At 65.4% G+C, this 23,855-nt stretch carries 25 protein-coding genes and 3 tRNA genes; 13 read left to right on the top strand and 15 right to left on the bottom strand.

Annotation, left to right across the window (positions count from 1 at the left end; all coding sequences use genetic code 11):
* Window positions 1-30 precede the first annotated feature (30 nt).
* From C6A82_RS04750 to C6A82_RS04740, 3 genes are all read left to right on the top strand, one after another.
* On the top strand, window positions 31-906 hold the full coding sequence (locus tag C6A82_RS04750; protein ID WP_311101688.1) for a cyclopropane mycolic acid synthase family methyltransferase: 876 nt from the start codon (window positions 31-33) through the stop codon (window positions 904-906).
* Entirely contained in the window at window positions 907-1,788 is an 882-nt protein-coding gene (locus C6A82_RS04745; RefSeq protein ID WP_105342611.1) for a cyclopropane mycolic acid synthase family methyltransferase, read from the top strand.
* A 99-nt stretch (window positions 1,789-1,887) separates the two neighbouring features.
* Window positions 1,888-2,775: a cyclopropane mycolic acid synthase family methyltransferase gene (locus C6A82_RS04740; RefSeq protein ID WP_233216784.1), complete on the top strand. Its 888-nt coding sequence runs from the start codon at window positions 1,888-1,890 to the stop codon at window positions 2,773-2,775.
* Here C6A82_RS04740 and C6A82_RS04735 read toward each other — a convergent pair.
* Window positions 2,772-4,640: a fatty acyl-AMP ligase gene (locus C6A82_RS04735; protein WP_105342609.1), complete on the bottom strand. Its 1,869-nt coding sequence runs from the start codon at window positions 4,638-4,640 to the stop codon at window positions 2,772-2,774. The genes C6A82_RS04740 and C6A82_RS04735 overlap by 4 nt on opposite strands.
* 322 nt (window positions 4,641-4,962) lie before the next feature.
* Between C6A82_RS04735 and C6A82_RS04730 the strand changes: the two genes are divergently transcribed.
* Window positions 4,963-5,829 carry a cyclopropane mycolic acid synthase family methyltransferase gene (locus tag C6A82_RS04730; RefSeq protein WP_105342608.1) on the top strand — a complete coding sequence of 289 codons (867 nt, stop codon included), beginning with the start codon at window positions 4,963-4,965 and terminating at the stop codon, window positions 5,827-5,829.
* Window positions 5,830-5,832: 3 nt separating this feature from the next.
* On the opposite strand, the gene C6A82_RS04725 is transcribed toward C6A82_RS04730, so the two are convergent.
* The 13 genes from C6A82_RS04725 to C6A82_RS04665 form a co-directional block, all read right to left on the bottom strand.
* The gene (locus C6A82_RS04725; protein ID WP_105342606.1) at window positions 5,833-6,468 is read right to left on the bottom strand and encodes a M15 family metallopeptidase; all 636 of its coding nucleotides are present in this window, start codon (window positions 6,466-6,468) and stop codon (window positions 5,833-5,835) included.
* Window positions 6,469-6,479: 11 nt separating this feature from the next.
* Window positions 6,480-7,187 carry a 50S ribosomal protein L1 gene (gene rplA, locus C6A82_RS04720; RefSeq protein WP_105342605.1) on the bottom strand — a complete coding sequence of 236 codons (708 nt, stop codon included), beginning with the start codon at window positions 7,185-7,187 and terminating at the stop codon, window positions 6,480-6,482.
* A 104-nt stretch (window positions 7,188-7,291) separates the two neighbouring features.
* Window positions 7,292-7,720, bottom strand: a complete 429-nt coding sequence (gene rplK, locus C6A82_RS04715) for a 50S ribosomal protein L11 (protein WP_105342603.1) — start codon at window positions 7,718-7,720, stop codon at window positions 7,292-7,294.
* Between the two features lie 18 nt (window positions 7,721-7,738).
* Complete coding sequence (gene nusG / locus C6A82_RS04710; RefSeq protein WP_396836799.1) at window positions 7,739-8,500, bottom strand: transcription termination/antitermination protein NusG; 762 nt, start codon at window positions 8,498-8,500, stop codon at window positions 7,739-7,741.
* A 105-nt stretch (window positions 8,501-8,605) separates the two neighbouring features.
* Window positions 8,606-8,980, bottom strand: a complete 375-nt coding sequence (gene secE / locus C6A82_RS04705; RefSeq protein ID WP_233216782.1) for a preprotein translocase subunit SecE — start codon at window positions 8,978-8,980, stop codon at window positions 8,606-8,608.
* Between the two features lie 69 nt (window positions 8,981-9,049).
* Window positions 9,050-9,122, bottom strand: a tRNA-Trp gene (locus C6A82_RS04700).
* A gap of 161 nt (window positions 9,123-9,283) precedes the next feature.
* A complete protein-coding gene (gene hadC / locus C6A82_RS04695) occupies window positions 9,284-9,841 on the bottom strand; it encodes a (3R)-hydroxyacyl-ACP dehydratase subunit HadC (protein WP_105341737.1) in 558 nt (185 codons plus the stop codon).
* Between the two features lie 12 nt (window positions 9,842-9,853).
* Window positions 9,854-10,282 carry a (3R)-hydroxyacyl-ACP dehydratase subunit HadB gene (hadB, locus tag C6A82_RS04690; protein ID WP_105341739.1) on the bottom strand — a complete coding sequence of 143 codons (429 nt, stop codon included), beginning with the start codon at window positions 10,280-10,282 and terminating at the stop codon, window positions 9,854-9,856.
* Window positions 10,269-10,757, bottom strand: a complete 489-nt coding sequence (gene hadA / locus C6A82_RS04685; protein WP_105341741.1) for a (3R)-hydroxyacyl-ACP dehydratase subunit HadA — start codon at window positions 10,755-10,757, stop codon at window positions 10,269-10,271. The genes hadB and hadA overlap by 14 nt, the downstream gene beginning before the upstream one ends.
* A 51-nt stretch (window positions 10,758-10,808) precedes the next feature.
* Window positions 10,809-10,976, bottom strand: a complete 168-nt coding sequence (rpmG, locus tag C6A82_RS04680; RefSeq protein WP_003929651.1) for a 50S ribosomal protein L33 — start codon at window positions 10,974-10,976, stop codon at window positions 10,809-10,811.
* Between the two features lie 38 nt (window positions 10,977-11,014).
* Window positions 11,015-11,088, bottom strand: a tRNA-Met gene (locus C6A82_RS04675).
* Between the two features lie 64 nt (window positions 11,089-11,152).
* Window positions 11,153-11,225, bottom strand: a tRNA-Thr gene (locus tag C6A82_RS04670).
* A gap of 70 nt (window positions 11,226-11,295) precedes the next feature.
* Complete coding sequence (locus tag C6A82_RS04665) at window positions 11,296-12,042, bottom strand: DUF4352 domain-containing protein (protein WP_105341743.1); 747 nt, start codon at window positions 12,040-12,042, stop codon at window positions 11,296-11,298.
* 136 nt (window positions 12,043-12,178) lie between these two features.
* On the opposite strand from C6A82_RS04665, the gene C6A82_RS04660 reads away from it, so the two are divergent.
* From C6A82_RS04660 to C6A82_RS04620, 9 genes are all read left to right on the top strand, one after another.
* Window positions 12,179-13,054 carry an NYN domain-containing protein gene (locus C6A82_RS04660; protein ID WP_105341745.1) on the top strand — a complete coding sequence of 292 codons (876 nt, stop codon included), beginning with the start codon at window positions 12,179-12,181 and terminating at the stop codon, window positions 13,052-13,054.
* Between the two features lie 113 nt (window positions 13,055-13,167).
* Window positions 13,168-13,878: an MBL fold metallo-hydrolase gene (locus C6A82_RS04655; protein ID WP_105341746.1), complete on the top strand. Its 711-nt coding sequence runs from the start codon at window positions 13,168-13,170 to the stop codon at window positions 13,876-13,878.
* Between the two features lie 79 nt (window positions 13,879-13,957).
* On the top strand, window positions 13,958-15,151 hold the full coding sequence (locus C6A82_RS04650; protein ID WP_311101686.1) for a DUF2510 domain-containing protein: 1,194 nt from the start codon (window positions 13,958-13,960) through the stop codon (window positions 15,149-15,151).
* A 345-nt stretch (window positions 15,152-15,496) separates the two neighbouring features.
* Window positions 15,497-16,555 (top strand): DUF2235 domain-containing protein, encoded by a 1,059-nt coding sequence (locus C6A82_RS04645; RefSeq protein ID WP_105341343.1) that lies wholly within the window; start codon window positions 15,497-15,499, stop codon window positions 16,553-16,555.
* An 81-nt stretch (window positions 16,556-16,636) separates the two neighbouring features.
* Window positions 16,637-19,234 (top strand): LuxR family transcriptional regulator, encoded by a 2,598-nt coding sequence (locus C6A82_RS04640; RefSeq protein WP_105343146.1) that lies wholly within the window; start codon window positions 16,637-16,639, stop codon window positions 19,232-19,234.
* A gap of 138 nt (window positions 19,235-19,372) precedes the next feature.
* Window positions 19,373-20,377 carry a hypothetical protein gene (locus C6A82_RS04635; protein WP_396836777.1) on the top strand — a complete coding sequence of 335 codons (1,005 nt, stop codon included), beginning with the start codon at window positions 19,373-19,375 and terminating at the stop codon, window positions 20,375-20,377.
* Between the two features lie 83 nt (window positions 20,378-20,460).
* Complete coding sequence (locus C6A82_RS04630; protein WP_105343144.1) at window positions 20,461-21,162, top strand: crotonase/enoyl-CoA hydratase family protein; 702 nt, start codon at window positions 20,461-20,463, stop codon at window positions 21,160-21,162.
* A gap of 9 nt (window positions 21,163-21,171) precedes the next feature.
* A complete protein-coding gene (locus C6A82_RS04625) occupies window positions 21,172-21,774 on the top strand; it encodes a TetR/AcrR family transcriptional regulator (RefSeq protein ID WP_105343142.1) in 603 nt (200 codons plus the stop codon).
* A gap of 12 nt (window positions 21,775-21,786) precedes the next feature.
* Window positions 21,787-22,773, top strand: a complete 987-nt coding sequence (locus C6A82_RS04620) for a magnesium transporter CorA family protein (RefSeq protein WP_105343141.1) — start codon at window positions 21,787-21,789, stop codon at window positions 22,771-22,773.
* Here C6A82_RS04620 and C6A82_RS04615 read toward each other — a convergent pair.
* Entirely contained in the window at window positions 22,751-23,854 is a 1,104-nt protein-coding gene (locus tag C6A82_RS04615) for an NAD(P)/FAD-dependent oxidoreductase (RefSeq protein ID WP_105343139.1), read from the bottom strand. The two genes, C6A82_RS04620 and C6A82_RS04615, sit on opposite strands and share 23 nt — an antisense overlap.
* Between the last annotated feature and the right edge of the window lies 1 nt (window position 23,855).

The following is a 23,855-nucleotide window of genomic DNA, read 5'->3' as shown; positions in this document are numbered from 1 at the left end:
GCCTTCAGTAATGAGAGAGGCAACATCGACATGGCCGACAAGGGCAAAGCAAGCCTGAAACCGCATTTCGAGGACGTTCAGGCGCACTACGACCTGTCCGACGACTTCTTCGCGCTGTTCCTTGACCCGACGCGGATGTACAGCTGCGCGTACTTCGAGCGCGAAGACATGACGCTGGAAGAAGCGCAGAAGGCCAAGGTCGACCTGGCGCTGGGCAAGCTGGGGCTGAAGCCCGGCATGACGCTGCTCGACGTGGGCTGCGGCTGGGGTTACACGATGATGCGGGCGATCGAGCGCTACGACGTCAACGTCGTCGGCCTGACGCTGTCGAAGAACCAGGCCGCCCACGTCGAGAAGGTCTTCGAGGCCTCCGACAGCCCGCGCACCAAGCGGGTCATGCTCAAGGGCTGGGAGGAGTTCGACGAGCCCGTTGATCGCATCGTGTCGATCGGCGCATTTGAGCACTTCGGCTTCGACCGCTACGACGATTTCTTCACGTTCGCCTACGACGCGCTGCCCGACGAGGGCGTCATGCTGCTGCACACCATCACGGCGCTCACCGGCCCGCAGATGGTCGAGCGCGGAATGCCGCTGACCTTCAACTTCGCGCGCTTCGTGAAATTCATCATCACCGAGATCTTCCCCGGCGGCCGACTGCCGTCGATCGAGAAGGTCGAAGAACACAGCGGCAAGGCCGGCTTCAACCTGACGCGTCGCCAGTCGCTGCAGTCGCACTACGCGCGCACGTTGGACATCTGGGCGCAGAACCTCGAGGCCAAGAAGGATCAGGCCATCGCCATCCAGTCCGAAGAGGTCTACGAGCGCTACATGAGGTACCTGACGGGCTGTGCAGACGGCTTCCGGGTGGGATACATCGACGTCAACCAGTTCACCTTGGAGAAGTAAATGGCCGACAAGACCGCGGCGACGGCGAAGAAGGACCAGAGCGTCGACGAGGTCCGTGCTCACTACGACCTCTCCAACGAGTTCTTCCAGCTCTTCACGGACCCGTCAGTCACCTACAGCTGCGCGTACTTCCCTCGCGAGGACATGACGATGGAAGAGGCGCAGATCGCCAAACTCGATCTGAGCCTCGGCAAGCTGGGGCTCAAGCCCGGCATGACGCTGCTCGACGTCGGCTGTGGCTGGGGCTCGATGATGAAGCGGGCGATGGAGAAATACGACGTCAACGTCGTCGGCGTCACGCTGTCGAAGAACCAGTACGAGTACTGCCAGAACGTGCTCGCAGGTGCCGACAGCCAGCGGTCCTACAAGGTGATTCTGGCCGACTGGTCGGAGGTCAAGCAGCCGGTCGACCGGATCGTCATGATCGAGGCCCTGGAACACTTCGGTTTCGAGCGCTACGACGACTTCTTCTCCTTCGCCTACAACCTGATGCCCGACGACGGCGTGATGATGGTGCACTCGATCTGCGGGCTCACCCCGCAGGAGATGAAGGAGAAGGGCGTCCCGCTCACGTTCTCGTTCGCGCGTTTCATCAAATTCGTCATCGATGAGATCTTCCCCGGCGGACGTTTGCCATCGGTTGAAAAAGTCGAAGAACATTCGACGAAAGCCGGGTTCAAGGTGACCCACATTCAGTCGCTGCAGTCGGATTTCGCGAAGACCTTGGACATGTGGGCCGACGTTCTGGAGTCGCGCAAAGACGAGGCGATCGAGATACAGTCCGAAGAAGTCTATGAGCGGTACATGAAGTTTCTGCGGGGTACAGCAGACGGCTTCCGAATCGGATATGTAGACATAAATCAATTCACACTGGAAAAATAACATCAATATTCATCTGCCCAACCGCCGCAACAGAAATGGCTCCGGGGCGACCATGGCGTGTACGGTCGAGCAGACTATTGGGGAGGCGAGTTGACGGACATGGCCGTGAAAGCAAACCGGATGCAGCCGCACTTCGAGGAAATTCAGGCCCACTACGACCTGTCCGACGATTTCTTCGGACTGTTCCAGGACCCGACCCGCACCTACAGCTGCGCGTACTTCGAGCGCGACGATATGACGCTGGAGGAGGCGCAGGTCGCCAAGGCGGACCTCAACCTCGACAAGCTCGACCTGAAGCCGGGCATGACGCTGCTCGACATCGGTTGCGGCTGGGGTGCCACGATGAAGCGTGCCCTGGAGAAATACGACGTCAACGTCATCGGGCTGACGCTGTCGAAGAACCAGCACGCCTACTGCGAGGAGTTGCTCGCCGGCGTCGACACCGAGCGCTCACACAAGGTGCTGCTGCGCGGCTGGGAGCAGTTCAGCGACCCCGTCGACCGCATCGTGTCCATCGAAGCGTTCGAGCACTTCGGTTTCGAGCGCTACGACGACTTCTTCAAGAACAGCTTCGACATCCTGCCCGACGACGGCCGGATGACCATCCAGAGCAGCACCGCGTTCCATCCCGACGACTATGTCGCACGCGGCAAGAAGTTGACGTTCGAGGTGGCGCGCTTCATCAAGTTCATCGTCACCGAGATCTTCCCCGGTGGCCGCGTCCCGACCGCCAAGATGATGGTTGCACACGGTGAGAAGGCCGGATTTGTTGTGCCAGAGTGCATGTCGCTGCAGAAGCACTATGTGCGGACGCTGCGCACGTGGGCTGACACGCTGGAGGCCAACAAAGATCAGGCGATTGCGGTGGCACGCGAAGAGAACTACGACAGGTACATGCGTTATCTGCGTGGGTGCCAGAACTACTTCGCCGACGAGATGCTCGACTGCAACCTCGTCACGTACCTGAAGCCCGGCGCAGCCGCTTAGCGGGTGCTGAGGGTCCCGGCGAGGTACTCCGCCCGGCACGCGCGTCGCGCCAGCTTGCCGCTCGTGGTGCGCGGGATGACACCAGCCGCGACCAAACGCATGTCGTGGACGTTGACGGCGTGCTTGCGTGATACCGCCCTGCGGACGGCGTCGACGACCGGCTGCGGGTCGGCCCGACCTGCGCCTGGCCCACGCTCCGCCACGATGACGAGCTTCTCGCTGGTGTCGGCTGGGTCGCCGCCTGGTAATTCGCGCGCAGGCACGGAGAACGCTGCGACGAAGCCGCTGCGGATCGCCTTGGACGACTCAGCGACGGTCCACTCGATGTCCTGCGGATAGTGGTTGCGGCCGTCGACGATGACCATGTCCTTGATGCGGCCGGTGATGAACAGGTCGCCGTCGATGTAACAGCCGAGGTCTCCGGTGCGCAGCCACAGCGCGCTGTCGGCGGTGCCGTCGGCGTGGCTGCCGGACTCCAGCCGGGATTGCAGCTTGTTGCCGAAGGTGTGCTCGGTCTCCTCCGGCCTCGCCCAGTACCCGCGCCCGATATTGTCGCCGTGCAACCAGATCTCGCCCACACACTCGTCCGGCAGCTCCTGACCGGTGTCGGGATCGACGATGGCCGCCCACTGGTTCACCGACACCTTTCCGCAGGACACCTGCGCAAGGGCCTGCGGCGCATCGGGTTCCACATGAACGGCCCGTCCCGCGCCGAGCTGTTCACGATCGAGGTACACGGCGGTCGGCTCGGTGTCTGGCAGAACCGACGATACGAACAACGTCGCCTCTGCCATCCCGTATGACGGCCGAACTGCAGTCTTGGACAGCCCGTACGGCAGGAATGCCTCGGTGAACTTCGTGACGGACTCCAGGTTCACCGGCTCTGAGCCGTTGATGAACACCACGTTGGTCAGGTCCACCTCGCCGTCCTTGGGCATGCCGCGCTGCGCGACCAGTTCGAAAGCGAAGTTCGGTGCGGGCGAGACGATGTGGCTGTGACGGGACGTGGTGTGCAGCATCTGGATCCAACGTCCGGGCCGACGCACGAACGCCATCGGCGACATGAAGGTCAGGTGGCCGCCGTAGAGGGCCGGGAAGCCGACCATCATCAAACCCATGTCGTGGTACAGCGGCAACCAGCTGGCGCCGTTGATCTCGAAGTCTCCCTCGAGTCCGATCGAGAAGACCATCTGCAGAAGGTTGGTACCGGCGTTGCGGTGGCTGATCTCGACCCCGGCCGGCGCGCGAGTCGAGCCGGAGGTGTACTGCAGATACGCGATGTCGTCGGTCTCCAAGGTGGACGGCTGGAACGTCGACCCCACCGAATCGGGAATGGCATCGACGGCGATGATGCGCGGCCTCGTCTCGCGCGGCATCAATCGCACGAACTTCTGCACCGCGTCACTCACCGAAGTGGTGGTGAGCACCACTGCGGGCAGGGCATCGGTGAGCACGGCGTCCAGACGCTCGGCGTGCCCCGGCAGCTCAGGCGCGAACAGTGGGACTGCGATATTGCCCGCCTGGATCGCCGCGAAGAAGCACGTCACGTAATCAAGGCCCTGCGGCGCAAGAATCGCCACCCGATCGCCACGCGTGGTCACCTGCTGAAGTCGGGCACCGATGGCCTGTGACCGGATGCCGACCTGGCTCCAGGTCAGTTCCAGGGCGGTGCCGTCGGGATCGTGGCTGTAATCGACGTAGCGGTAGGCGAGTTCGTTGCCGAACTTGGCGATGTTCTGGTCAAGCAATTGGGAAAGGCTCATGCCTGGGGGCAGCAGAATGCCACCGGTCTCGTCGACGTAGGGCTTGGTATTCGGCCGGCCCGGTCGCGGTGGGGGTGCCCCATGCACAGACGCACGTTCCATAAGCGCAGTCTAAGAGATAGACGGCCTCAGCCGTGAATCGGCGGGCGTCTGTGACGAGATCTTGATCTCAGCGCGTCGGGTCAGCTGGGAAAACAAAACCGCTATTCCCAACTGTTATCTACGTATCCGTCAGCGCCGGAGCGTGCGGATTCTCACAGTGGTCACAGGTGTGGCGAGTTTGACAGCGGTGCTACAAAGATGAGAAGTTCTGCCATATTTCCGGTCGCGCAAACCACCCGTGACCGTGCCACCGCTTCTCGACCGGGTTTCAAACCAAGTGACCGGGCTACACAGCGTCGAGACTCCCGGGGAGAGGCAACCGATGAAGTCAGACCAACTCACACCGCGCTTTGACGAGGTGCAGCACCACTACGACCTCTCCGATGACTTCTATCGACTGTTCCTCGATGCGACGCAGACCTACAGTTGCGCCTACTTCGAGCGCGACGACATGACATTGGAAGAGGCGCAGATAGCGAAGATCGACCTCGCGCTGAGCAAACTGGACCTGCAACCGGGTATGACGTTGCTGGACATCGGCTGCGGGTGGGGTGCCACGATGCGCCGCGCCGTGGAGAAGTACGACGTGAACGTCGTGGGACTGACGTTGTCCCAGAACCAGGCCGAGCACGTGCAGCGCTCGTTCGACGAGATGGACAGCCCGCGAACCAAGCGGGTCCTGCTCGAGGGTTGGGAGCGGTTCGACGAACCAATCGACCGCATCGTGTCCATCGGCGCGTTCGAACACTTCGGAAGCGACCGCTACAGAGCGTTTTTCACCAAGGCCTATGACCTGCTCCCCGAAAACGGCGTGATGCTGCTGCACACGATCGTCAGGGCCACGTTGGAGGAACGCAGGCGCAGAGGCGTGCAGACCACCGCGGAGTTGGTGCACTTCTCGCGCTTCATTCTGACCGAGATCTTCCCCGGCGGCTGGCTGCCGACGATTCCGGTCGTCGAGGAACACTCGGTGCGCGTCGGGTTCGAGGTTTCGCGGGTGCAGTCGCTGCAGCTGCACTATGCGAAAACTCTCGACATCTGGGCCGCCGCATTGGAATCCAAGCGGGAGGACGCGATAGCGATCCAGTCGCAGGAGGTCTACAACCGCTACATGAAGTACCTGAGGGGCTGCGCGGACCTGTTTCGCCGGGGCGTCATCGACGTCTGCCAGTTCACTCTGACGAAGTAGACGTCAGGTCAGCGGAACATCGAGGATCGGCTGACCCACGCCGGCGTCGGGTCCGTCGAAGTGCCACCACTCCCCCGAGTAGACCGCAAGGCCTCCCGCGCTCATGCCGTCGCGCAGCCACTTCCTGTTGGCCTGCTGCTCGGGCGTGACACCGTCGGTCGCGAAAGCCTTTGCCTTCGAGGAGAAGTCGTCGAAGCCGGTGCCCATGTCGATCGGCCAACCGTAGTGCGCGTCGGCGAGCGTCACGTCGACCGAGCGGCCCGATTCGTGGCTGCGGGCGGATGTCCCCGGCCGCGCGACCCAATTCGGGTCGGGCACGGCGTCATACAGTTCAGCCTGAACGGCATGCGGACGGTAGCAGTCCCAGAACACCACCTTCGCGCCGCGGGCCCGAAACGCCTGGGCGGCCTTCGCGAGTCCCGGTGCCAGCGATTCGTGCACGAGGCAGTGCGCGTCGGCCGGATACAGCGGCCTGCCGACGACGTTGTCGGGCGTCGCGTACTTCAGGTCGACGACGGCGTCGGGGACGACGCTGCGGATGTCGACGAAGCCGGCCTGTTCCGCCGTCGCGGGCGCAGCACCCGCAGTGGGTGCCAGCAGTACCGCCGGCGCGACGAAAGCCGCTGCGAGCGCTCGCATTTCGCCGGGGCTCAGGCCTCGGCGAAGTTGCGCGTGACCGACGGGTCGACGGGAATGCCGGGCCCGGTGGTGGTCGAAACGACGATCTTCTTCAGGTAGCGCCCCTTCGACGACGACGGCTTGGCCCGCAGGATCTCGTCGATCGCGGCGCCGTAGTTCTCGGCGAGCGACTTCTCGTCGAAGGACGCCTTGCCGATGACGAAGTGCAGGTTGGCCTGCTTGTCGACGCGGAAGTTGATCTTGCCGCCCTTGATGTCGTTGACCGCCTTGGTGACATCCGGCGTGACCGTGCCCGTCTTGGGGTTCGGCATCAGGCCGCGCGGCCCGAGGATGCGGGCGATGCGGCCCACTTTGGCCATCTGGTCGGGGGTGGCGATCGCGGCGTCGAAGTCCAGGAAGCCGCCCTGGATCTTCTCGATCAGGTCGTCGCTGCCGACCTCGTCGGCGCCTGCGGCCTTGGCCTCCTCGGCCTTGTCGCCGACGGCGAACACCGCGACGCGCGCCGTCTTACCGGTGCCGTGCGGCAGGTTGACGGTGCCGCGGACCATCTGGTCGGCCTTGCGGGGGTCGACGCCGAGGCGGACGGCGACCTCGACGGTCGCATCCTGCTTCTTCGACGAGGTCTCCTTGGCCAGCTTGGCGGCCTCGAGCGGCGAGTACAGCCGCTCCCGGTCCACCTTCTCAGCGGCTTCGCGATATGCCTTGCTGCTCTTGCTCATTGCTATCTCCTTGTTGCAGGGTTGTGGTGCGATGAGCGCTCGCGCGAAGAGCGTTCAACGTGGCGAGCCGATGCCAGCTCTCCCACTGTTCGGGATTCGTCGAATTATTCGACGGTGATTCCCATCGACCGGGCGGTGCCGGCGATGATCTTGGCCGCCTGATCGATGTCGTTGGCGTTCAGGTCTTCCTTCTTGGTCTCGGCGATCTCGCGCACCTGATCCCACGTCACCTTGGCGACCTTGGTCTTGTGCGGCTCGCCCGAGCCCTTTGGCACGCCTGCGGCCTTCAGCAGCAGCTTGGCCGCGGGCGGTGTCTTCAGCGCGAACGTGAAGCTGCGGTCCTCGTAGACGGTGATCTCCACGGGAATGACGTTGCCGCGCTGGCTTTCCGTCGCGGCGTTGTACGCCTTGCAGAACTCCATGATGTTGACGCCGTGCTGGCCGAGCGCCGGACCGACGGGCGGGGCGGGGTTGGCCTGCCCGGCCTGGATCTGCAGCTTGATCAGCCCGGCGACTTTCTTCTTCGGGGCCATGGTGGTTGGCGTTCCTCTCTAGATCTTGGCGACCTGGTTGAAGGTCAGTTCGACAGGTGTCTCGCGACCGAAGATGGACACGAGCACCTTGAGCTTCTGCTGTTCGGCGTTGACTTCGCTGATGGACGCGGGCAGCGTCGCGAACGGGCCGTCCATGACGGTGACCGACTCGCCGACCGCGAAATCGACCTCGATGGGCGCCCGTTCCAGCGTTGCCTCGGACGCAGCGGCGCCGGCAGTGCTCTTGGCGGTCTTCTTCGCCGCGCCCTGGGGCAGCAGGAACTTGACGACGTCGTCCAGCATGAGCGGCGACGGCCGAGAGGTCGCGCCGACGAAGCCGGTGACGCCAGGGGTGTTGCGCACCGCGCCCCACGACTCGTCGTTGAGCTCCATGCGCACCAGGATGTAGCCGGGCAGCACCTTGCGGTTGACCTGCTTGCGCTGGCCGTTCTTGATCTCGGTGACCTCTTCGGTGGGCACCTCGACCTGGAAGATGTAGTCGCCGACGTCCAGGTTCTGCACGCGAGTCTCGAGGTTGGCCTTCACCTTGTTCTCGTAGCCGGCGTAGGAGTGGATGACGTACCACTCGCCCGGCTTGAGGCGCAGGTCCTTCTTCAGCGCGACGGCCGGATCCTCGTCCTCGTCCTCTTCCGGCACCGCTTCCGTTGCGACGTCGGACTCGGCGGGCTCGGCCGGGGCTTCGTCGGCCTCGATCGGAGCATCCTCGACGGCCTCGGCCGCGGAGGTCTCCTCGAGAGACTCGGCGGCCTCGTCTGCGATCACGGTCGCCGGGTCCGCGGCTTCTGCGAGCGTGTCGGACACGCTTGCGGCCGATTCGCCGTCGAAGCTAGTCACTTGTCAGTCCTCTCAATATCCCTGGTCCGGTCAGCCGAACACCATCATCACGACCTTGGCAACGCCGAGGTCGACCAGTCCGATCAGCGTCACCATGAACACCAGGAAGACCAGCACCACCATGGTGTAGGTGACCATCTGCTTGCGGTTCGGCCAGATGACCTTGCGCAGCTCGCCGATGACTTCGCGCAGGTAGTTGATGACATACGCGATCGGGTTGCGACGCGGCCCCTTAGCGGCCTTCTTCGTCTTCTTCTTGCCCTTGCCGCTCTCCTCGAGCGCGGGCGCTTCTTTGGCGCCGGTCGTGGCGTCGCCGTCGACTGCGGCGCCGCGCCGCGACCGCTTACCGGTGGGTCGCGTCGGCTGCGTCACCACGGAGCCGGTGCCTTCGGGCTCGTCGCTCACCGCATGCCTTTCGTCAGTGTTGTGTGGGGTCACCTTCCAGTGTCCACACGTGTCGAGTATTCAGTAGAGCAGGGGCGACAGGACTTGAACCTGCAACCTGCGGTTTTGGAGACCGCTGCTCTGCCAGTTGAGCTACGCCCCTTCACGGATTACTGCTGGCACACCTGCTGGCAGGTCATCGATCCCGCCCGGAACTCACACAATTTGCGCGCTCCCCGATCGGCCGACAATCAAACCGACGGACAGCGCGCATTATTGGGAAAATCCCGAGGTTCGAGTCTACATCGGGCCAGGTCTGAGTTACTAATCCGCCTCGACTTCGCCCTCGGCGGCAGGCGCCGGGTCGGCCGCCTCGGCGTCCGGGGCCGTCCGCACCACCTGGCCCGTCTCGAGGTCGTACTTCAGCGAGATCGAGTTGTCGCCTTCGTGGCCCATCAGTGTCGTGAACGCCTCGAGGTACAGCTCACCGTTGTCATCGGCGGCCGTATTCCTGGTCACGACGATGTCTGCGCCGAACCTTTCGTTGACCGAGATGACCTCCATCCGGCCCCACACCTTGTCGCCGGCCAGCAACGGTTTGTGGTAACGGAACTGCTGGTCGACCTGCACGATCTGCATGGTCTGGAAGCCGGTGTCGACCTGGCGGAAGAACTCCTGCTGCATGATCAGCGCGAAGGTCGAGACGAAGGTCAGCGGGGCCACCAGCGCCGAGTGCCCGAGTTCAGCGGCGGCCGCCTCGTCATGGAAGGCGGGGTCGAACGACTTGACGGCGTTGGCGTACTCGCGGACCTTCTCGCGGCCTACGACAAAGTAGTCGGGATAGTCGAAAATCATCCCCAGGACGTCGGTCTTGATAGCCATCTGCAGTGCTCCTCAGGCCAGCTTCGCGCTTGCAACCGCGCGACCGAAGATCTTCTTGCCGCCGCTTGTCGCCGACAGCGCGATGGTGACCGATTTCGTCTCCGGGTCAACGGATTTCACCTTGCCGCTGAAGGTGATCTCGGCGCCGACGCCATCGTTGGGCACCGGCACCACAGCGGTGAAGCGGACGTTGTACTCCGTCACCGCGCCCGGGTCGCCGACCCACGAGGTGACGTAGCCGCCGCCAAGGCCCATGGTCAGCATGCCGTGCGCGATCGCGGTGTCGAGGCCGACCTGTTTGGCGATCTCGTCATCCCAGTGGATCGGGTTGAGGTCGCCCGAGACGCCCGCGTAGTTCACGAGGTCTTGCCGTGTCAACGGGATGACCTTGTCGGGAAGCTGGTCACCCACCTTCACCGAATCGAACTCACGCAGTGCCATTGTTGAAGCCACCTTCTTCTTCGTCGTCGCCTGAACGGCCCGCAAGGGTCGTGAAGGCCTCTTGTACTACCTCGCCCTTGTCATTCGTCACGATGTTCTTCGTCACGATGATGTCGGTGCCGAACGATTGGCGGACCGAGTGCACGTGCACATCGCAGTAGAGCAGGTCGCCGGCCTTGACCGGCATCAGGAACCTGAGCTCCTGGTCGACGTGGACGATCTTGGCGTCCGTGATGCCGATGTTGTGGTGCTCGAACATCGCCAGCTGCGCCACATATCCGAAGATGGAGATGAACGTCAGCGGCGCCAGTATGGCGTCGTATCCGAGCTTGTCCGCGGCCGACTCGTCGAAGAACGACTCGTCGTCGTTCTTGACTGCCACCGCGTACTCGCGGATCTTCTCCCGGCCCACCTCGTAATGGTCGGGGTAGCGATAGTGCAGCCCGACCAGGCTGTCCAGAAACGACGATGACACGGCTCGTGAACCTACCTACGTTCTCAGCTGACGCCCTGGGCAGGGCTTCGGTCAGCGCGACTCTTTATGAGCCTGATGCTTTCCGCAGTTCGGGCAGAACTTCTTGATCTCGAGCCGGTCGGGATCGTTTCTGCGGTTCTTCTTGGTGATGTAGTTGCGGTGCTTGCACACCTCGCAGGCCAAAGTGATCTTCGGCCTAACGTCGGTACTGGACGCCACGTCAGCTGCCCTCTTTCACGAGTTGTACTTGAATCCTGTAGCGGTGGGGGGACTCGATCCCCCGACCTCACGATTATGAGTCGTGCGCTCTAACCAGCTGAGCTACACCGCCATCCGGGTGCCACCTACTAGCCACTGCGCCACTCTCCGTCGCTTCGCTCGCCAGGTGACCACCGAGCCCCCTAACGGAATCGAACCGTTGACCTTTTCCTTACCATGGAAACGCTCTACCGACTGAGCTAAGGGGGCCAGAGCCCGCGTAGTCGTGCTCGTGGGCCTTAAAGAGGGTACATTCTCGCGGTTTGGCTCGCCAAACGGCTCAGAGGCCGACGACAACGCCGTCGGAGAACGGGCCCTCGTGCAGCTCGATGGACTCGGGATCGGTGCCCACCGGCACGTCGAAGACCACCGCGGTGTCGATCGAGTCGCCGGGGTTGAGGTCGGCAAGGGTGTTGCCGAGGTAGATCCAGGCCTCGTCATCGGAGGTGAACTCCGTGGCGCCGTCGGACAGTGTGTTGAACGACGCAAAGAACGTCTGAGGTTCGGCGCCGACGTTGGTGACCCTCATGTTCACCAGTAGGTACTCCCCGGCCGCCGTCTTCTGAAGGTCGGGAAAATCGGGATCGGCGACCGCGGGCGCGCGGTCGAAGCCGGTGACGACGAATTCGAAATTGCCGTCCCGTACCGCCTGCCAGACGCTCGAAGCCTGGTTCTCCGGCGTCTGCGCCTCTACGCCTGTCCGTGATTCGTTTTCGGGTTCGGCCGCAGCAACGGATGTGCGGGCGGACGCGTCGGACGGCTTGTGGGTGACGGAGGCATCGCCGACGTCGGTCTTCAGCGTCATCACCACCGCGGTGACGCCCACGACGGCTACGACGGCGACCGCGGCGATGATGCCCGCGATGACCTTCCCGCTCGGGCGCGACCTCTGCGGCGCGGCTCGGGCGGCGTCAAGGTGGGGCGCCTGCGCGGCCGGCGACCGGTGTTGCGTCCAGGATTGGCCGTCGAAATAGCGTTGACCACCCAACCCGTCGGGGTCTGGATACCAACCGGCAGGTGTGGCCACGGGTTGCGACCTTTCTCTCGGCTAATCAATTAGCACGTGTGAAGGGACAATAACGCAGGTCGAAGCGCTGCACGGCGATAACAAGCGCGGTTTGCAGGAAGCCACCGGGCCGCCTCGGCTGTGGTAGGACAGACCCATGCCGGACACGGTCTCAGCAGCAGAAATCCCCCGCGTCGCGGTCTACCTGGACTTCGACAACATCGTGATCTCGCGCTATGACCAGGTGCACGGCCGCAGCTCGTTCCAGAAGGACAAGGCGCGTGGGCTGGACAAGGACAGGCTGACAAAGGCCACGGTCGACATCGGGGCCATCATCGACTTCGCATCGTCGTTCGGGACGCTGGTGCTGACGCGGGCCTACGCGGACTGGTCGGCCGAAATCAACGCCGACTACCAGAGCCAGCTCGTCGGCCGGGCGGTCGATCTGGTCCAACTGTTCCCGGCGGCCGCGTACGGCAAGAACGGGGCGGACATCCGGCTCGCCGTCGACGCGGTCGAGGACATGTTCCGGCTGCCCGACCTGACCCATGTGGTGATCGTCGGCGGCGACTCCGACTACATCGCCCTCGCGCAGCGGTGCAAGCGGCTCGGCCGCTACGTCGTCGGCATCGGGGTCGCGGGAGCCAGCAGCCGCTCGCTCGCCGCGGCGTGCGACGAGTTCGTCACCTACGACGCACTACCCGGTATCCCGACGGCGGCGCCGATACCCGCGAAGAAGGCCACCAAGCGCGCGAAGAGTAGGGCGCCCGACGACGAGCCCGAGCCCGCGGATCCGCAGCCAGCCGCCACGGGTCTGCTCGAACGGGCGCTGCGCATCGGTCACGAGAAAGACGACGCCGACTGGCTGCACAATTCGGCGGTCAAGGCGCAGATGAAGCGCATGGACCCGTCGTTTTCGGAGAAGTCGCTGGGCTTCCGCTCCTTCAGCGACTTCCTGAGGTCGCGCAGCGACGTCGCCGACCTCGACGAGAGCAGCACTACGCGCATGGTGCGGCTGCACCGCGACAATTGACCTCCGCGAACGAGAAGCCACGGCTGCGAAACCCGCGAGATCACGACCTGGAATGTCCCCCGCAAGGGGGAGGTGCCCCCAATTTCGCGGGCAAGCATCCCTAGTCTGTCTCCATGACAGAACGCCTGTACTTTCGGCAGCTGCTGTCGGGCCGGGACTTCGCCGCGTCCGATGTGATCGCCGCGCAGATGCGCAATTTCGCCTATCTCATCGGTGACCGCGAGACCGGTGACACCGTCATCGTCGACCCGGCCTACGCCGCCAACGACCTCGTCGACATCCTCGAGGCCGACGGCCAGAAGCTGTCCGGCGTGCTGGTCACCCATCACCACCCCGACCACGTCGGCGGCTCGATGATGGGGTTCGAGCTCAAGGGCCTCGCCGAGCTGCTGGAGCGCCGAAGCGTGCCCGTCCACGTCAACAATATTGAGGCGGAATGGGTTTCGCGGATCACCGGAATCGCCCGTAGCGACCTCACCGGCCACGAACACGGTGACAAGGTCAACGTCGGCGACATCGAGATCGAGCTGTTGCACACCCCCGGTCACACCCCGGGCAGCCAGTGCTTTCTGCTCGACGGCCGGTTGGTCGCAGGCGACACATTGTTCATCGAGGGCTGCGGGCGCACCGACTTCCCCGGCGGCGACGTCGACGAGATGTTCCGCAGCCTGCAGCAGCTCGCTGCGCTCTCGGGTGATCCGACGGTCTATCCCGGACACTGGTACTCGCAGGAGCCAAGCGCGTCGCTGTCCGACGTGCGCCGCACCAATTACGTCTACCGGGCGAGCAATCTCGATCAGTGGCGGATGCTGATGGGCGGCTGATCTTTCAGTAGGGTGCTGACCACGGCGATGATGCCGTGACTGAACGCCCGCGGGCGCCCCATGGGAGGAAACCACCTCGATGACGACACCGCCCACCCCCGCAGGCTGGTATCCCGATCCCGAGCGGGCCGGCCACCTCCGGTACTGGGACGGTGCGGCGTGGACCGAGCAGATCTCGCCAGTTCAGCAACCCCCGGCACCCCCGGCCCCCGAGACTCCCGCGGCGCCTACCGCGCCGGAGCCGCCCGCCGAGCCCTCCTTCGCCGCATCCTCGGGTGCTCACCGCGCTCCTGACGCCGAGCCGGAGCCGACGCCACCCGGCGAGCCTGATCCGCTGTCGCTGACCGAGCAGCCGACGACCGAGGTGCCGCTGCGCGAGTGGTCATTCGAGCCGCCACCGCTGGAACCGGAGTCGACGCCCGGCTGGGCCACCGAGCCGACGTCGGCGCACGAACCCACGTCCACTCCGGAGACGACGCCCGAGACGACGCCGGAGCCGACGCCGGAGCCGCCGTCCGCAGGGCCGCCGCTGCCTCTCACCGACCAGCCGCAGACCAAGGTGCCGCTGCGCGACTGGTCCGACCCGACACCGGAATCGGCCCCGTACGCGGACGCCACCACGCCGACGCCACCAGAGCCGCCGGTCGTGGAGCCGCCCGCGGGCACCGAGCCGTCGACTCCGGTCGACAACCGCAAGCTCAAGATGGGATACGGCGGCGCGGTCGCCGCGCTCCTTCTCGTATTGGTTCTCGCCGCGGTGTACGCGTTCGTCATCCACAAGCCCGACACCGCCGATGTTTCCTCGCCCACCAGTGGAACCTCAACGACCACAACGGAAGAGACGACGACGTCCGAGGAGTCGTCTGCCAGCCAGACGCCGCTGCCGCCGCCGCCTGCGGGCAGCGCGACCGACGGCCCGCTGACGTTCACCGTCGTCGGCGTCGACACCGGCACCACGATCACCGACACAGAAAACGAGTTCCTGACCAAGGACGCACAGGGCGAGTACATCACCGTCCGACTCACCGTCCAGAACACCAGCCCGGACCCCGGCCAGTTCCTCGGTACCTTCCAGAAGCTGAATGCGGCGGGCCAGCAGTTCACCGTCGACGATCAGGCCACCTTCTTCGTCGGCGGCGGCTTCGTGGACATCCCGCCTGGGGCCGAGGCTGCGGTCGGGCTGGCCTACGACGTGCCGCCAGGGACGGTGCCCGAGTCGGTCGAACTGCACGCCGATCCGGCCAGTCCGGGAGTCGTGCTGCCACTCGGCTAGCCCGCTGCCCTCTTCGGCGGTTGCTCTGTATCACCACAAACTGTGGCCACCAGCCAGACTTGAATGAGTGCAGCAACGGCTGACACCACGTGCCCATGCTTCGCAGCGAACTCAGTGGTGTGCACCCGTCATCGCGAGCTGCACAGGTCCGCGCCAATTCGCTACGACATGGCACAGCAGCCGCGAACCCCGCAACGAAATTCGCACTGATCACAGCTACTCAGCCCGGATTCCGCACGGCCGATCAGTCGAGTAGTGCAATACGCAGGACACGGCAGCCGCCGCCTGGCAAACTCACATTGTCAGCGCCCCGAGCCATGAGGGCGTTCGGTCAGGGAGTTTGCTATGAAGAACGTCGTGATGTGCTTCGACAGCACAAACGATCGTCCGGGGTCCCCCGATGCGACCAACGCCGAAACCTTGTTCCGGCTGCTCGACCACAGCGCCGAAGACCGCCAGCTCGCCTGGTACGACGCCGGTGAAGCGGCACTCAACTCGCCGCGACTGTTCAACCCCGCGGCTCGCCGCTGGCGTGCGGAGGTCGCAGCCGCCGCCCGCGAATCCGTCATCGACGCCTACTTCTACCTGGCCGAGCACTGGGCGCCAGGCGACCGGATCTTCCTGCTCGGGGCGGGCCGCGGCGCATACTGCGCGCGGGCGTTGGCCAGGATGCTCGGCACCGTCGGGATGATGGTCGACCGCGGGGACAACGTCGTCGACTTTGCGCTGGCCGCCTACTCATTGCCCGCCCAGAGCCGGACCACCGAGGACTGGCGCCACATTCACCGCATGATCTGCGCACTGCAGGGCCGCAACGACGTCGCCGTGCCCGTGCACTTCCTCGGCCTGTGGGACACCGTGAAAGTCCCTGGCACGCCGACGCTTTGCGAAGAGGATTGGTCGGGCAATGTCGTCTCGGGACGGTATGCGGTCGCCATCGACGGCGGGTGGGGGCCGTTCGGCGAATGCCGGATAGGACGCGATGACGACACCATCGAAGAGGTCTGGTTCCGCGGCGCGCACTGCGATGTCGTCGGCGGGCCGAATGCATACTGGCCGCTGGCCGATATCACTCTCGACTGGATGATCGACGGTGTGGTCAAGGCAGGCGCACTCGTGTGCGACACGGCCGTGCCGCGCACTCCCGCACCGTCCGAACTCGACGCACTCGCCGAGGGTGCGCGATCGCTGCGCTTCCGCAAGGTGCCCGATGACGCACTCGTGCACGCCAGTGTCGACGTGTATCTGCGCGCTCATCCCGACTACTGGCGCAGGCTGCCATCGCACATCGTCTGGTCGGATCTGGATTGGGCGGCGCGCGCCGAGCGGCTGCCGGTTGCGGAGACCGCACCGCTGGTGAAGGCGCGGTCGGACGCCGACGAACTCGCCGCGGTCGCCTCCTAGCTCAAACGCCATGCCGCACGCGCTGATTCGGTATGTCGAAGTCCGTCCTGGGACGGGTGCGAAAGAGTAACGTGGCCGGCTATGGCCAAGAACTGGCCGGTCGTTGCGCGCGATGACGAGTACACGACCATCCAGTCAGCGCTCGTCGAGCAACACGGCGTGTGTGGCATCGTTTTGGTCGGAGATGCCGGAGTTGGCAAAACAACGCTCGCTCGCTTGGTCACGCAGTCGCTCCCGACGCGGGTGCAGTGGGTCGCGGGCACCGAATCGGCACGCAGCATCCCGCTCGGCGTATTCGCGCACCTGGTAGGCGCTGCGACGTCGCGGGATCCGGTGGCCTTCCTGGCCGCAGCGCGCGAAACGATTATCGCCGAAGGGCATTCGATCATCGGCGTCGATGATGCGCATTTGCTTGACCAGCTGTCGGCAACGCTGCTGCATCAGCTGGCGCTGGACGGCTCGGTGCGCATCGTGGCCACCGTGCGGTCCGGCGAAACGGTGCCCGATGCGATCACCTCGCTGTGGAAGGACGGTTATCTGGAGCGTCTTCACCTGATGCCCTTCACCAAGGACCAGTGCGTGAAGCTCATCGAGACGGCGCTCGGCGGCCGCGTCGAAGGCCTGTCGGCCGATCTGATGTGGGAGTCGTCGGGCGGCAACGCGTTGTTCGTCAAACATCTCGTCGAGGGCGCGCTGGAGGCAGGCACGCTGCGCCAGGTCCGCGGGGTGTGGCAGTTGCGCGGGCGCACCGCTGTCACCTCGGAACTGGCGTCGCTGCTCGACAGCCGCGTCGACCAGCTGCCCGACAACGTGCTGCACGCGCTGCGGCTGCTGACGTTCTGCGAGCCGATGGACCTCGACACGCTGAGCGGCGTCGCCGGCGTCGACGCCGTCGAGGATGCGGAGAACCGCGGGCTGATCCGCGTCGTCGAAGAGCACAGCGGTATCGAGGTGCGGTTTAACCACCCGCTGTTCGGCGAAGTCATCCGCAGGCGGTTGGGCGTGGCGGCGGCGCGACGGCTGCGCGGCGAGGTGGTGCGCGCACTGCAGGGCCAGCCGTTGCGGGGCCCCGCGGAACGAATTCGGTTGGCGGAGTTGAGCCTCGACAGCGACCAGTCGCCCGAGGGCGACCTGCTGGTGTCAGCTGCGCGGGATGCGATCGCGTTGACCAACGTCACGCTCGGCGAACGGCTGGCGCGCGCGGCGGTCACCCGTGGCGGCGGGCTGGTGGCCAGCGAGCTGTTGGCGCGCTCGCTTCTATGGCAGGGCAAGTCGGCAGAAGCAGAGGAGACGCTCAGCGCCTACGACCCCAACCAGATGAACGAACTCGAACTGGTGCGATGGGGTTTGGCGCGGATCGCGAACCTGCATTGGTCGATGGGCGAAGCCGAGGGCGCCGACATGGTGCTGGATTTGTTGTGCGACAGGGTGGCTCACCCCGGCCTCAAGCTGGTCGTCGCCGGCGTTGCGTCGGCTTCGCGTCTCTTCGAGAACGAGCTCAAGGAAGCGGTCGAGCTGTCGAGGCTGGTGCTCGCCAGCTCCGACGCGTCATCGGCCGCCGTCGAGTGGGCGGTGTTCGGCGGTGCGCTGGCACTCGCACTGATGGGCCGCGGTGACGAAGTGCAGGCGGTTGCCGAACGCGGGCATCAGATCGGCGACAAGGTCGACGGACTGCTGCGCTACCTTACGGCGTTCGGCGAAGTTCGCGCGCTCGCACTCGGCGGCGAGTTCGACTGCGCGGCAAAACGATCCGCCGACATCGTGCGTATCACCTCGGCGGGCCAGTACCTGGCATGGGGCATGGCCAACGTCCTTGTCGGAACCGTCGAGCTGAGCCGCGGACGCTTCGCCGACACCGTCTCGCGCATGGAGCAGACGGTGGCGGCGCTGACATCGGAGTCGGCGGCGTCGTGGAGTTTCCCCGCGCGGCTGCTGCTCGCACAGTCGTATTGCGCGCTCGGCCGCGCGGACGCGGGCGCCAAGATGGTGGCCGAGCTGCGCACCAGAAGCGGTAAGCACGTCGCGGTATTCGGCCCGCAGCTGCGCATCGCCGAGTCCTGGCTGGCCGCGGCGGAGGGAAATGTCAGCGCCGCAATCGAAGTCGCACTGGATGCCGCTCGGCTCGCGTCGGACTCTGCGCAGAGTGCCATCGAGATGCTGGCACTGCACGACGCGGTGCGGTTCGGCGACCGATCCTGTCTGGACCGGCTGGCCGATGTCGCCGCGGGGGCAGGCGGCAGGCTGGCGTCGATGATCGCGGCGCACGCAACGGCCGTCCGCGACAGGGACGCCGCCGGGATATTCGCAGCGGCCCAGCAGTTCGAGCAGATCGGCGCGCTGTTGTCGGCCGCCGACGCCTCAGCGCAGGCGGCGGTGGCGTTCGAGGCCTGCGGTGACCGTCGTCGCAGTATGGAATCCGCGGCCGCGGCGACCCGGCTCGCCGCGGAGTGCGGCGGGATCCGCACGCCCGCACTGGAGCTGGCGGCGCATCCCCTGCCGTTGACGGTTCGCGAGCGCGAGATCGCCAACCTGGTGGCCGCCGGACTGAGCAACAAGGAGATCGCCGACCGTCTGGTGGTCTCGGTGCGCACGGTCGAAGGGCATCTTTATCGCGCGTGCATCAAACTCGACATTTCCGACCGTGAGGATCTGGCGGCGATGATCCGTACGCCTGCATAAAAGCCCGGCAATCTGTGGGTACAACCCCATGAGGCACATCAGGCTCACCAAATCACCAGAAATTGCCGTCACAGCAAATTTGGACGAGGGCGCTCGGCGAATGCTGATCTTCGCAGCAGACCATGGTAGAAGAGACGCGTGCGGATTACGGACTGGTTCGACGAACGCGCTACTGACATAGCGAATCTCTCCCCCGGCGCGTGGACGGCGATGGCAGCGTGGCTGGCTCTTGCCGTCACGATCGCCGCGCTTGTCTACGCGTGGCGACAGTTCCAGTCGGCCAAGCACGCCACCGAGGACATCTCGCAGCCCAACGTCGCCATGTTCATGGAGCCGAGCCCGTCGGACTGGCATCTCGTCGAGCTGGTGGTGAAGAACTTCGGCCAGAAGCCGGCCTACGGGATCCAGCTGGAGTTCGCGTCGCCGCCGACGGTCGCGCGCTACGAGAGCGCCGACGCCGACAATTACGTCGACATCGTCCCGCTCAAGCTGCCCGCCGAGATTCCGTATCTCGCGCCGTCGCAGGAGTGGCGCACGGTGTGGGATTCGGCACTGGACCGCAACCAGCTGGGTGAGTCGATCGGATCACGCTTCGCAGGCGCCGTGACGTTCTACGACCAGCCGAAGTCCTCGCGTCAACCGAAGGCGAAGTCGGCCAAGCGCCACCAGTTCCGCACGCCAGCGGTGCTGGACTGGGGCACGCTGCATCCGGTCGAACGGCTCGAGCTGCTGACCAAGCACGACCTCGCGCGCCAGGAGAAGCAGAAGCTGGAGCTGTTGCGCGGCCTGCTGACGTACTACCACTACGCCACCACTGAAAGCCGTCACGAGGTGCTGCAGGCCGAGATCAATAAGATCAACGCCGCGGCCAACGAGCAGCGCGACCGCTACCGCGACCAGTTCACGGGCCGGCAGGACCCGGCGCCGCAGCCGGAGGCGCAGTCCGCGCCGGTGTCGGTGTCCGAGTTGCCGCCGCAACAGCCGCGCTACCAGAGCCCGCCGCCGCAGCCGCGGTACGAGGGCCTGCCGTCCGACTACGACGATCCGCCTCCGCCGTATGACGACGAGCCGTTGTTCGACGACGACGATGCTCAGACACGGGTGATCAACGGTAGGCATCGGCGCGGCATCGGCGCAGGCTGACCCGCCGCGTGAGCCCCGCGTTCGGCTTCGTAACATCGTTTCGTAACATCGATCTGAAACGAAAGCCCACGTATGGAGGCCCGATGACCAGCCCGGCGAATTACGAGCAGAACGATTCGGTCTCGACGATCACGCTCGACGACGGCAAGGTCAACGTGCTCGGGCCCACGATGCAGGCCGCCCTCAACGACGCGCTGGACCGCACCGAGAAGGACGGCTCGCAGGCCGTCGTGCTGGCGGGCAACCAGCGGGTGTTCAGCGGCGGGTTCGACCTCTCGGTGTTCCGGTCCGGTGACGCGGAGGCCGCGCTGTCGATGCTGGCAGGGGGCTTCCAGCTGGCCAAGCGATGCCTGACGTTCCCGAAGCCGGTGATCATGGCTGCGACGGGGCCCGCCATCGCGATGGGCTCGTTCCTTCTGCTCAGCGGCGACCACCGCGTCGGCGCCCCGAATTCGCGGTGCCAGGCGATCGAGGTGGCGATCGGCATGACGATTCCGATCTCCGCAATCGAGATCATGCGGATGCGATTGACGCCTGCCGCGTTTCACCGGGGCACGGCGCTGGCGTCGACGTTCGTCGGTGACGAGGCGATCGCCGCAGGCTGGCTCGACGAGATCGTCGACGCCGACGAGGTGCTCGCGCGCGCGCAGGAGGTGGCCACCGAGGTCGCGGCGACGCTGCATGCGGGCGCACACCTCGCCACCAAGCTGAAGGCCCGCGAGTCCGCGCTTGCGGCGATCCAGGCCGGAATCGACGGGTTGCCCACGGAATTCGCGGCCAGCTAGGCCGCTGCGATGCCGAGGGCGAAGCAGCGCACACCCGAGCTTCGGGACCGGGTGCTCGACGTCGCGATCACCACACTCGGTGACGAGGGCATCGCCCGCTTCACGACGCGGCGGGTGGCCGAGCGCGCCGGCACCTCGGTGCCCGCGGTGTACGAATTGTTCGACGACAAGGCCGGCCTGGTGCGGGCGATGTTCTTCGAAGGCTTCCGGCGCCTGGGCGCCGAGCTGGCCAAGATCCCCGAGACGGACGATGCGCTTGGCGATCTCGAGCGGTTGGTGCCGGTGTTCCGGCTCTTCTGCCGTGCGTATCCGAAACTGGCGCAGGTGATGTTCTCGCGGCCGTTCGCCGACTTCGAGCCGGGCGCCGACGAGCTGGCGGCGGGCGCGGCCGTCCGCGAGATCTTCGTCGGCCGGATTCGGCGGTGCGTCGACAAGGGCCTTCTCGGCGGCGACCCGACCGACATCGCGCACGTACTGCTCGCACTGGCACAGGGTTTGGCGGTGCAGGAGGCTGGACGGTGGCTAGGCACATCGACCGAGATCGAGCGCCGGTGGAAGCTCGGGGTCACGTCGGTCCTCGACGGCTTCGGCTGGGCTCCTCCGGCGCGCTGACATGATGGCGCTATGACCGATATCCTGGGCCGGGTGTGGCGCGGCGGAAAGCCGCAGGAGGACTTCGACTTCTCCTCGATCTCCGACTATCTCACCGAAGACGACACCCTGGTCTGGTGCGACATCTTCGACCCTGACGAGTCGACGTTGTCCGACCTTGCGACCGAACTCGGGCTCAACAGCTGGGCGGTCGAGGACGCCGTCGGCGAAGCCGAACGCACCAAGGCCGCGGTATACCGGACGCACACGTTCTTCACCGTGTACGCGGTGTCGTGCAAGGAGCCGGCCGACGACTCCGAATCGACGCTTGCGGTGCACCGCGTATCCGGTTTCGTGCTCCCGCAGGGCCTGATCACCGTGCGGCTGTCGCCCTGGTATGACATCGACACGGTGTCGCGGCGTTTCGACGAGCTCGGCGGTCAGGAGCACGGGGTCGGGTCGCTGGTGCACGGCCTGCTCGACGTCATCGTCGACGAGCATTTCGCGGCGGTGCAGGCGCTCGACGACAGCATCGAAGCGCTCGAGGACGACCTGTTCGAAAACAACACCCCACGAGGCGGGTTGCAGCGCAAAACCTTCCGGCTCCGTAAGGATCTCGTCGAGCTGCGCCGGGTGGTGTTGCCGATGCGCGAAGTCGTCAACTCGATTCAGCACCGGCGGCTTGACGCCAAGACGTCCACCGAACTCGACCCGCTGTACGCCGACCTGTATGACCACGTCCTGCGGGTGTCGGAGTGGACGGAGTCGTTGCGGGACATGGTCACAACGGTGTTCGAGACGAACCTCTCGCTGCAGGACGCCCGGTTGAACCAGGTGATGAAGAAGCTCACCGGGTGGGCCGCCATCATCGCGGTGCCGACGGCGGTGACCGGGTTCTACGGGCAGAACGTCGACTATCCGGGGATCGAGACGATCGGCGGGTTCTTCACGAGCACGGCGCTTATCGTCGTTCTCGTGCTGGTGCTCTACTGGACGTTCAAGCGTCGCGACTGGCTGTAGCCGTCAGCACCCCGACGACCTCGTCACCGCACCGGTAGGTCACGGTGAACCCGTCCGCGTTGTCGTCGAGGCGGCTGTCCTCATAGCCAGTGCCCCACCCGCGGTAGTTCAACGCGTATCGCCCGATGGCGCAAGCGAATTCGGGCACGTCGTCCCATGCAGCCTGATAACCCGCGGCGACCAGGCCTGCGATGCGCCCTTGTTCAGTCGCGTCGCGCCAGTGTTCCGACGGTATCCGGCGGCCCGCGGTGACGTTGTAGGCGAGCGCCACATCGCCCGCCGCGTACACGTTGGGGGCCGAGCTGTGCATGCGCTCATCGACGACGATGCGGCCATCGGCGGTCTCGATGCCCGCAGCGGTTGCGAGCCTGCTGTCGGATCGCACCCCGGTCGCGGAGACCACGAGATCGGCTTCAACGGTGGCACCGCTGTCCAGGGTCACGTCGCTGTCGTCAACGGCGGCCACGCTCGTCGAGCCGATGAACCGAACGCCGATGTCGGACAGCATCTTCGCGACCCGTTCGCCCGCTTCGAGGCCGAACCGCCGCTGTACCGGCACCGGTTCGGGCGCGACGACGGTGGTCGTGACCCCGCGGGCCGCAAGGCAGGACGCCGCCTCGCATCCGATCAGGCCGCCGCCGACCACAACGGCCGAGTCGGAGTTCTTGGCGGCCATCCGCAGCACGACGGCGTCGGCGAAGGACCGTAGCGACAGGGCCGCGTCACCGCCGGGCACGTCGAGTGGGACCGGCGTGGCGCCGGCGGCCAGCACCAGATGCCAATACGCATAGCGCCTGCCTGCCGCCGTGATGACTTCCCGGTTGGCGAGGTCGATGTGGGAGACGGTGATGCCGCGGTGCAGCGCAATCCCCTGCTTGACGAACCAGCCTGCGCTGTGAAGGTCGAGGTTCGGGTCCCGGCCGCAGAGGTACGCCTTGCTCAAGGGTGGCTTCGCGTAAGGCAGGGCCGGATCGCTGGTGATGATGCGAACGGGGATTTTGGGGTGCTCGCGGCGAAACACCTCCGCAGCGGTCAACCCGGCAGGACCGCTGCCGATGGCGATGAAACCCGGTGCCACCATG

The organism is Mycobacterium sp. ITM-2016-00318, assembly GCF_002968285.2.
GTDB lineage: Bacteria > Actinomycetota > Actinomycetes > Mycobacteriales > Mycobacteriaceae > Mycobacterium.
The sequence above is the reverse complement of the archived record's forward strand: the minus strand, read 5'-3'. Positions and strand labels throughout refer to the sequence as shown.

Excerpts from the sequence above, each read along its gene's own strand:
- C6A82_RS04750 (WP_311101688.1), top strand. The coding sequence starts at position 31 with ATGGCCGACAAGGGCAAAGCAAGCCTGAAACCGCATTTCGAGGACGTT.
- C6A82_RS04745 (WP_105342611.1), top strand. The coding sequence starts at position 907 with ATGGCCGACAAGACCGCGGCGACGGCGAAGAAGGACCAGAGCGTCGAC.
- C6A82_RS04740 (WP_233216784.1), top strand. The coding sequence starts at position 1,888 with ATGGCCGTGAAAGCAAACCGGATGCAGCCGCACTTCGAGGAAATTCAG.
- C6A82_RS04735 (WP_105342609.1), bottom strand. The coding sequence starts at position 4,640 with ATGGAACGTGCGTCTGTGCATGGGGCACCCCCACCGCGACCGGGCCGG.
- C6A82_RS04730 (WP_105342608.1), top strand. The coding sequence starts at position 4,963 with ATGAAGTCAGACCAACTCACACCGCGCTTTGACGAGGTGCAGCACCAC.
- C6A82_RS04725 (WP_105342606.1), bottom strand. The coding sequence starts at position 6,468 with ATGCGAGCGCTCGCAGCGGCTTTCGTCGCGCCGGCGGTACTGCTGGCA.
- rplA (WP_105342605.1), bottom strand. The coding sequence starts at position 7,187 with ATGAGCAAGAGCAGCAAGGCATATCGCGAAGCCGCTGAGAAGGTGGAC.
- rplK (WP_105342603.1), bottom strand. The coding sequence starts at position 7,720 with ATGGCCCCGAAGAAGAAAGTCGCCGGGCTGATCAAGCTGCAGATCCAG.
- hadC (WP_105341737.1), bottom strand. The coding sequence starts at position 9,841 with ATGGCTATCAAGACCGACGTCCTGGGGATGATTTTCGACTATCCCGAC.
- hadB (WP_105341739.1), bottom strand. The coding sequence starts at position 10,282 with ATGGCACTGCGTGAGTTCGATTCGGTGAAGGTGGGTGACCAGCTTCCC.
- C6A82_RS04660 (WP_105341745.1), top strand. The coding sequence starts at position 12,179 with ATGCCGGACACGGTCTCAGCAGCAGAAATCCCCCGCGTCGCGGTCTAC.
- C6A82_RS04655 (WP_105341746.1), top strand. The coding sequence starts at position 13,168 with ATGACAGAACGCCTGTACTTTCGGCAGCTGCTGTCGGGCCGGGACTTC.
- C6A82_RS04650 (WP_311101686.1), top strand. The coding sequence starts at position 13,958 with ATGACGACACCGCCCACCCCCGCAGGCTGGTATCCCGATCCCGAGCGG.
- C6A82_RS04645 (WP_105341343.1), top strand. The coding sequence starts at position 15,497 with ATGAAGAACGTCGTGATGTGCTTCGACAGCACAAACGATCGTCCGGGG.
- C6A82_RS04640 (WP_105343146.1), top strand. The coding sequence starts at position 16,637 with ATGGCCAAGAACTGGCCGGTCGTTGCGCGCGATGACGAGTACACGACC.
- C6A82_RS04630 (WP_105343144.1), top strand. The coding sequence starts at position 20,461 with ATGACCAGCCCGGCGAATTACGAGCAGAACGATTCGGTCTCGACGATC.
- C6A82_RS04625 (WP_105343142.1), top strand. The coding sequence starts at position 21,172 with ATGCCGAGGGCGAAGCAGCGCACACCCGAGCTTCGGGACCGGGTGCTC.
- C6A82_RS04620 (WP_105343141.1), top strand. The coding sequence starts at position 21,787 with ATGACCGATATCCTGGGCCGGGTGTGGCGCGGCGGAAAGCCGCAGGAG.
- C6A82_RS04615 (WP_105343139.1), bottom strand. The coding sequence starts at position 23,854 with ATGGTGGCACCGGGTTTCATCGCCATCGGCAGCGGTCCTGCCGGGTTG.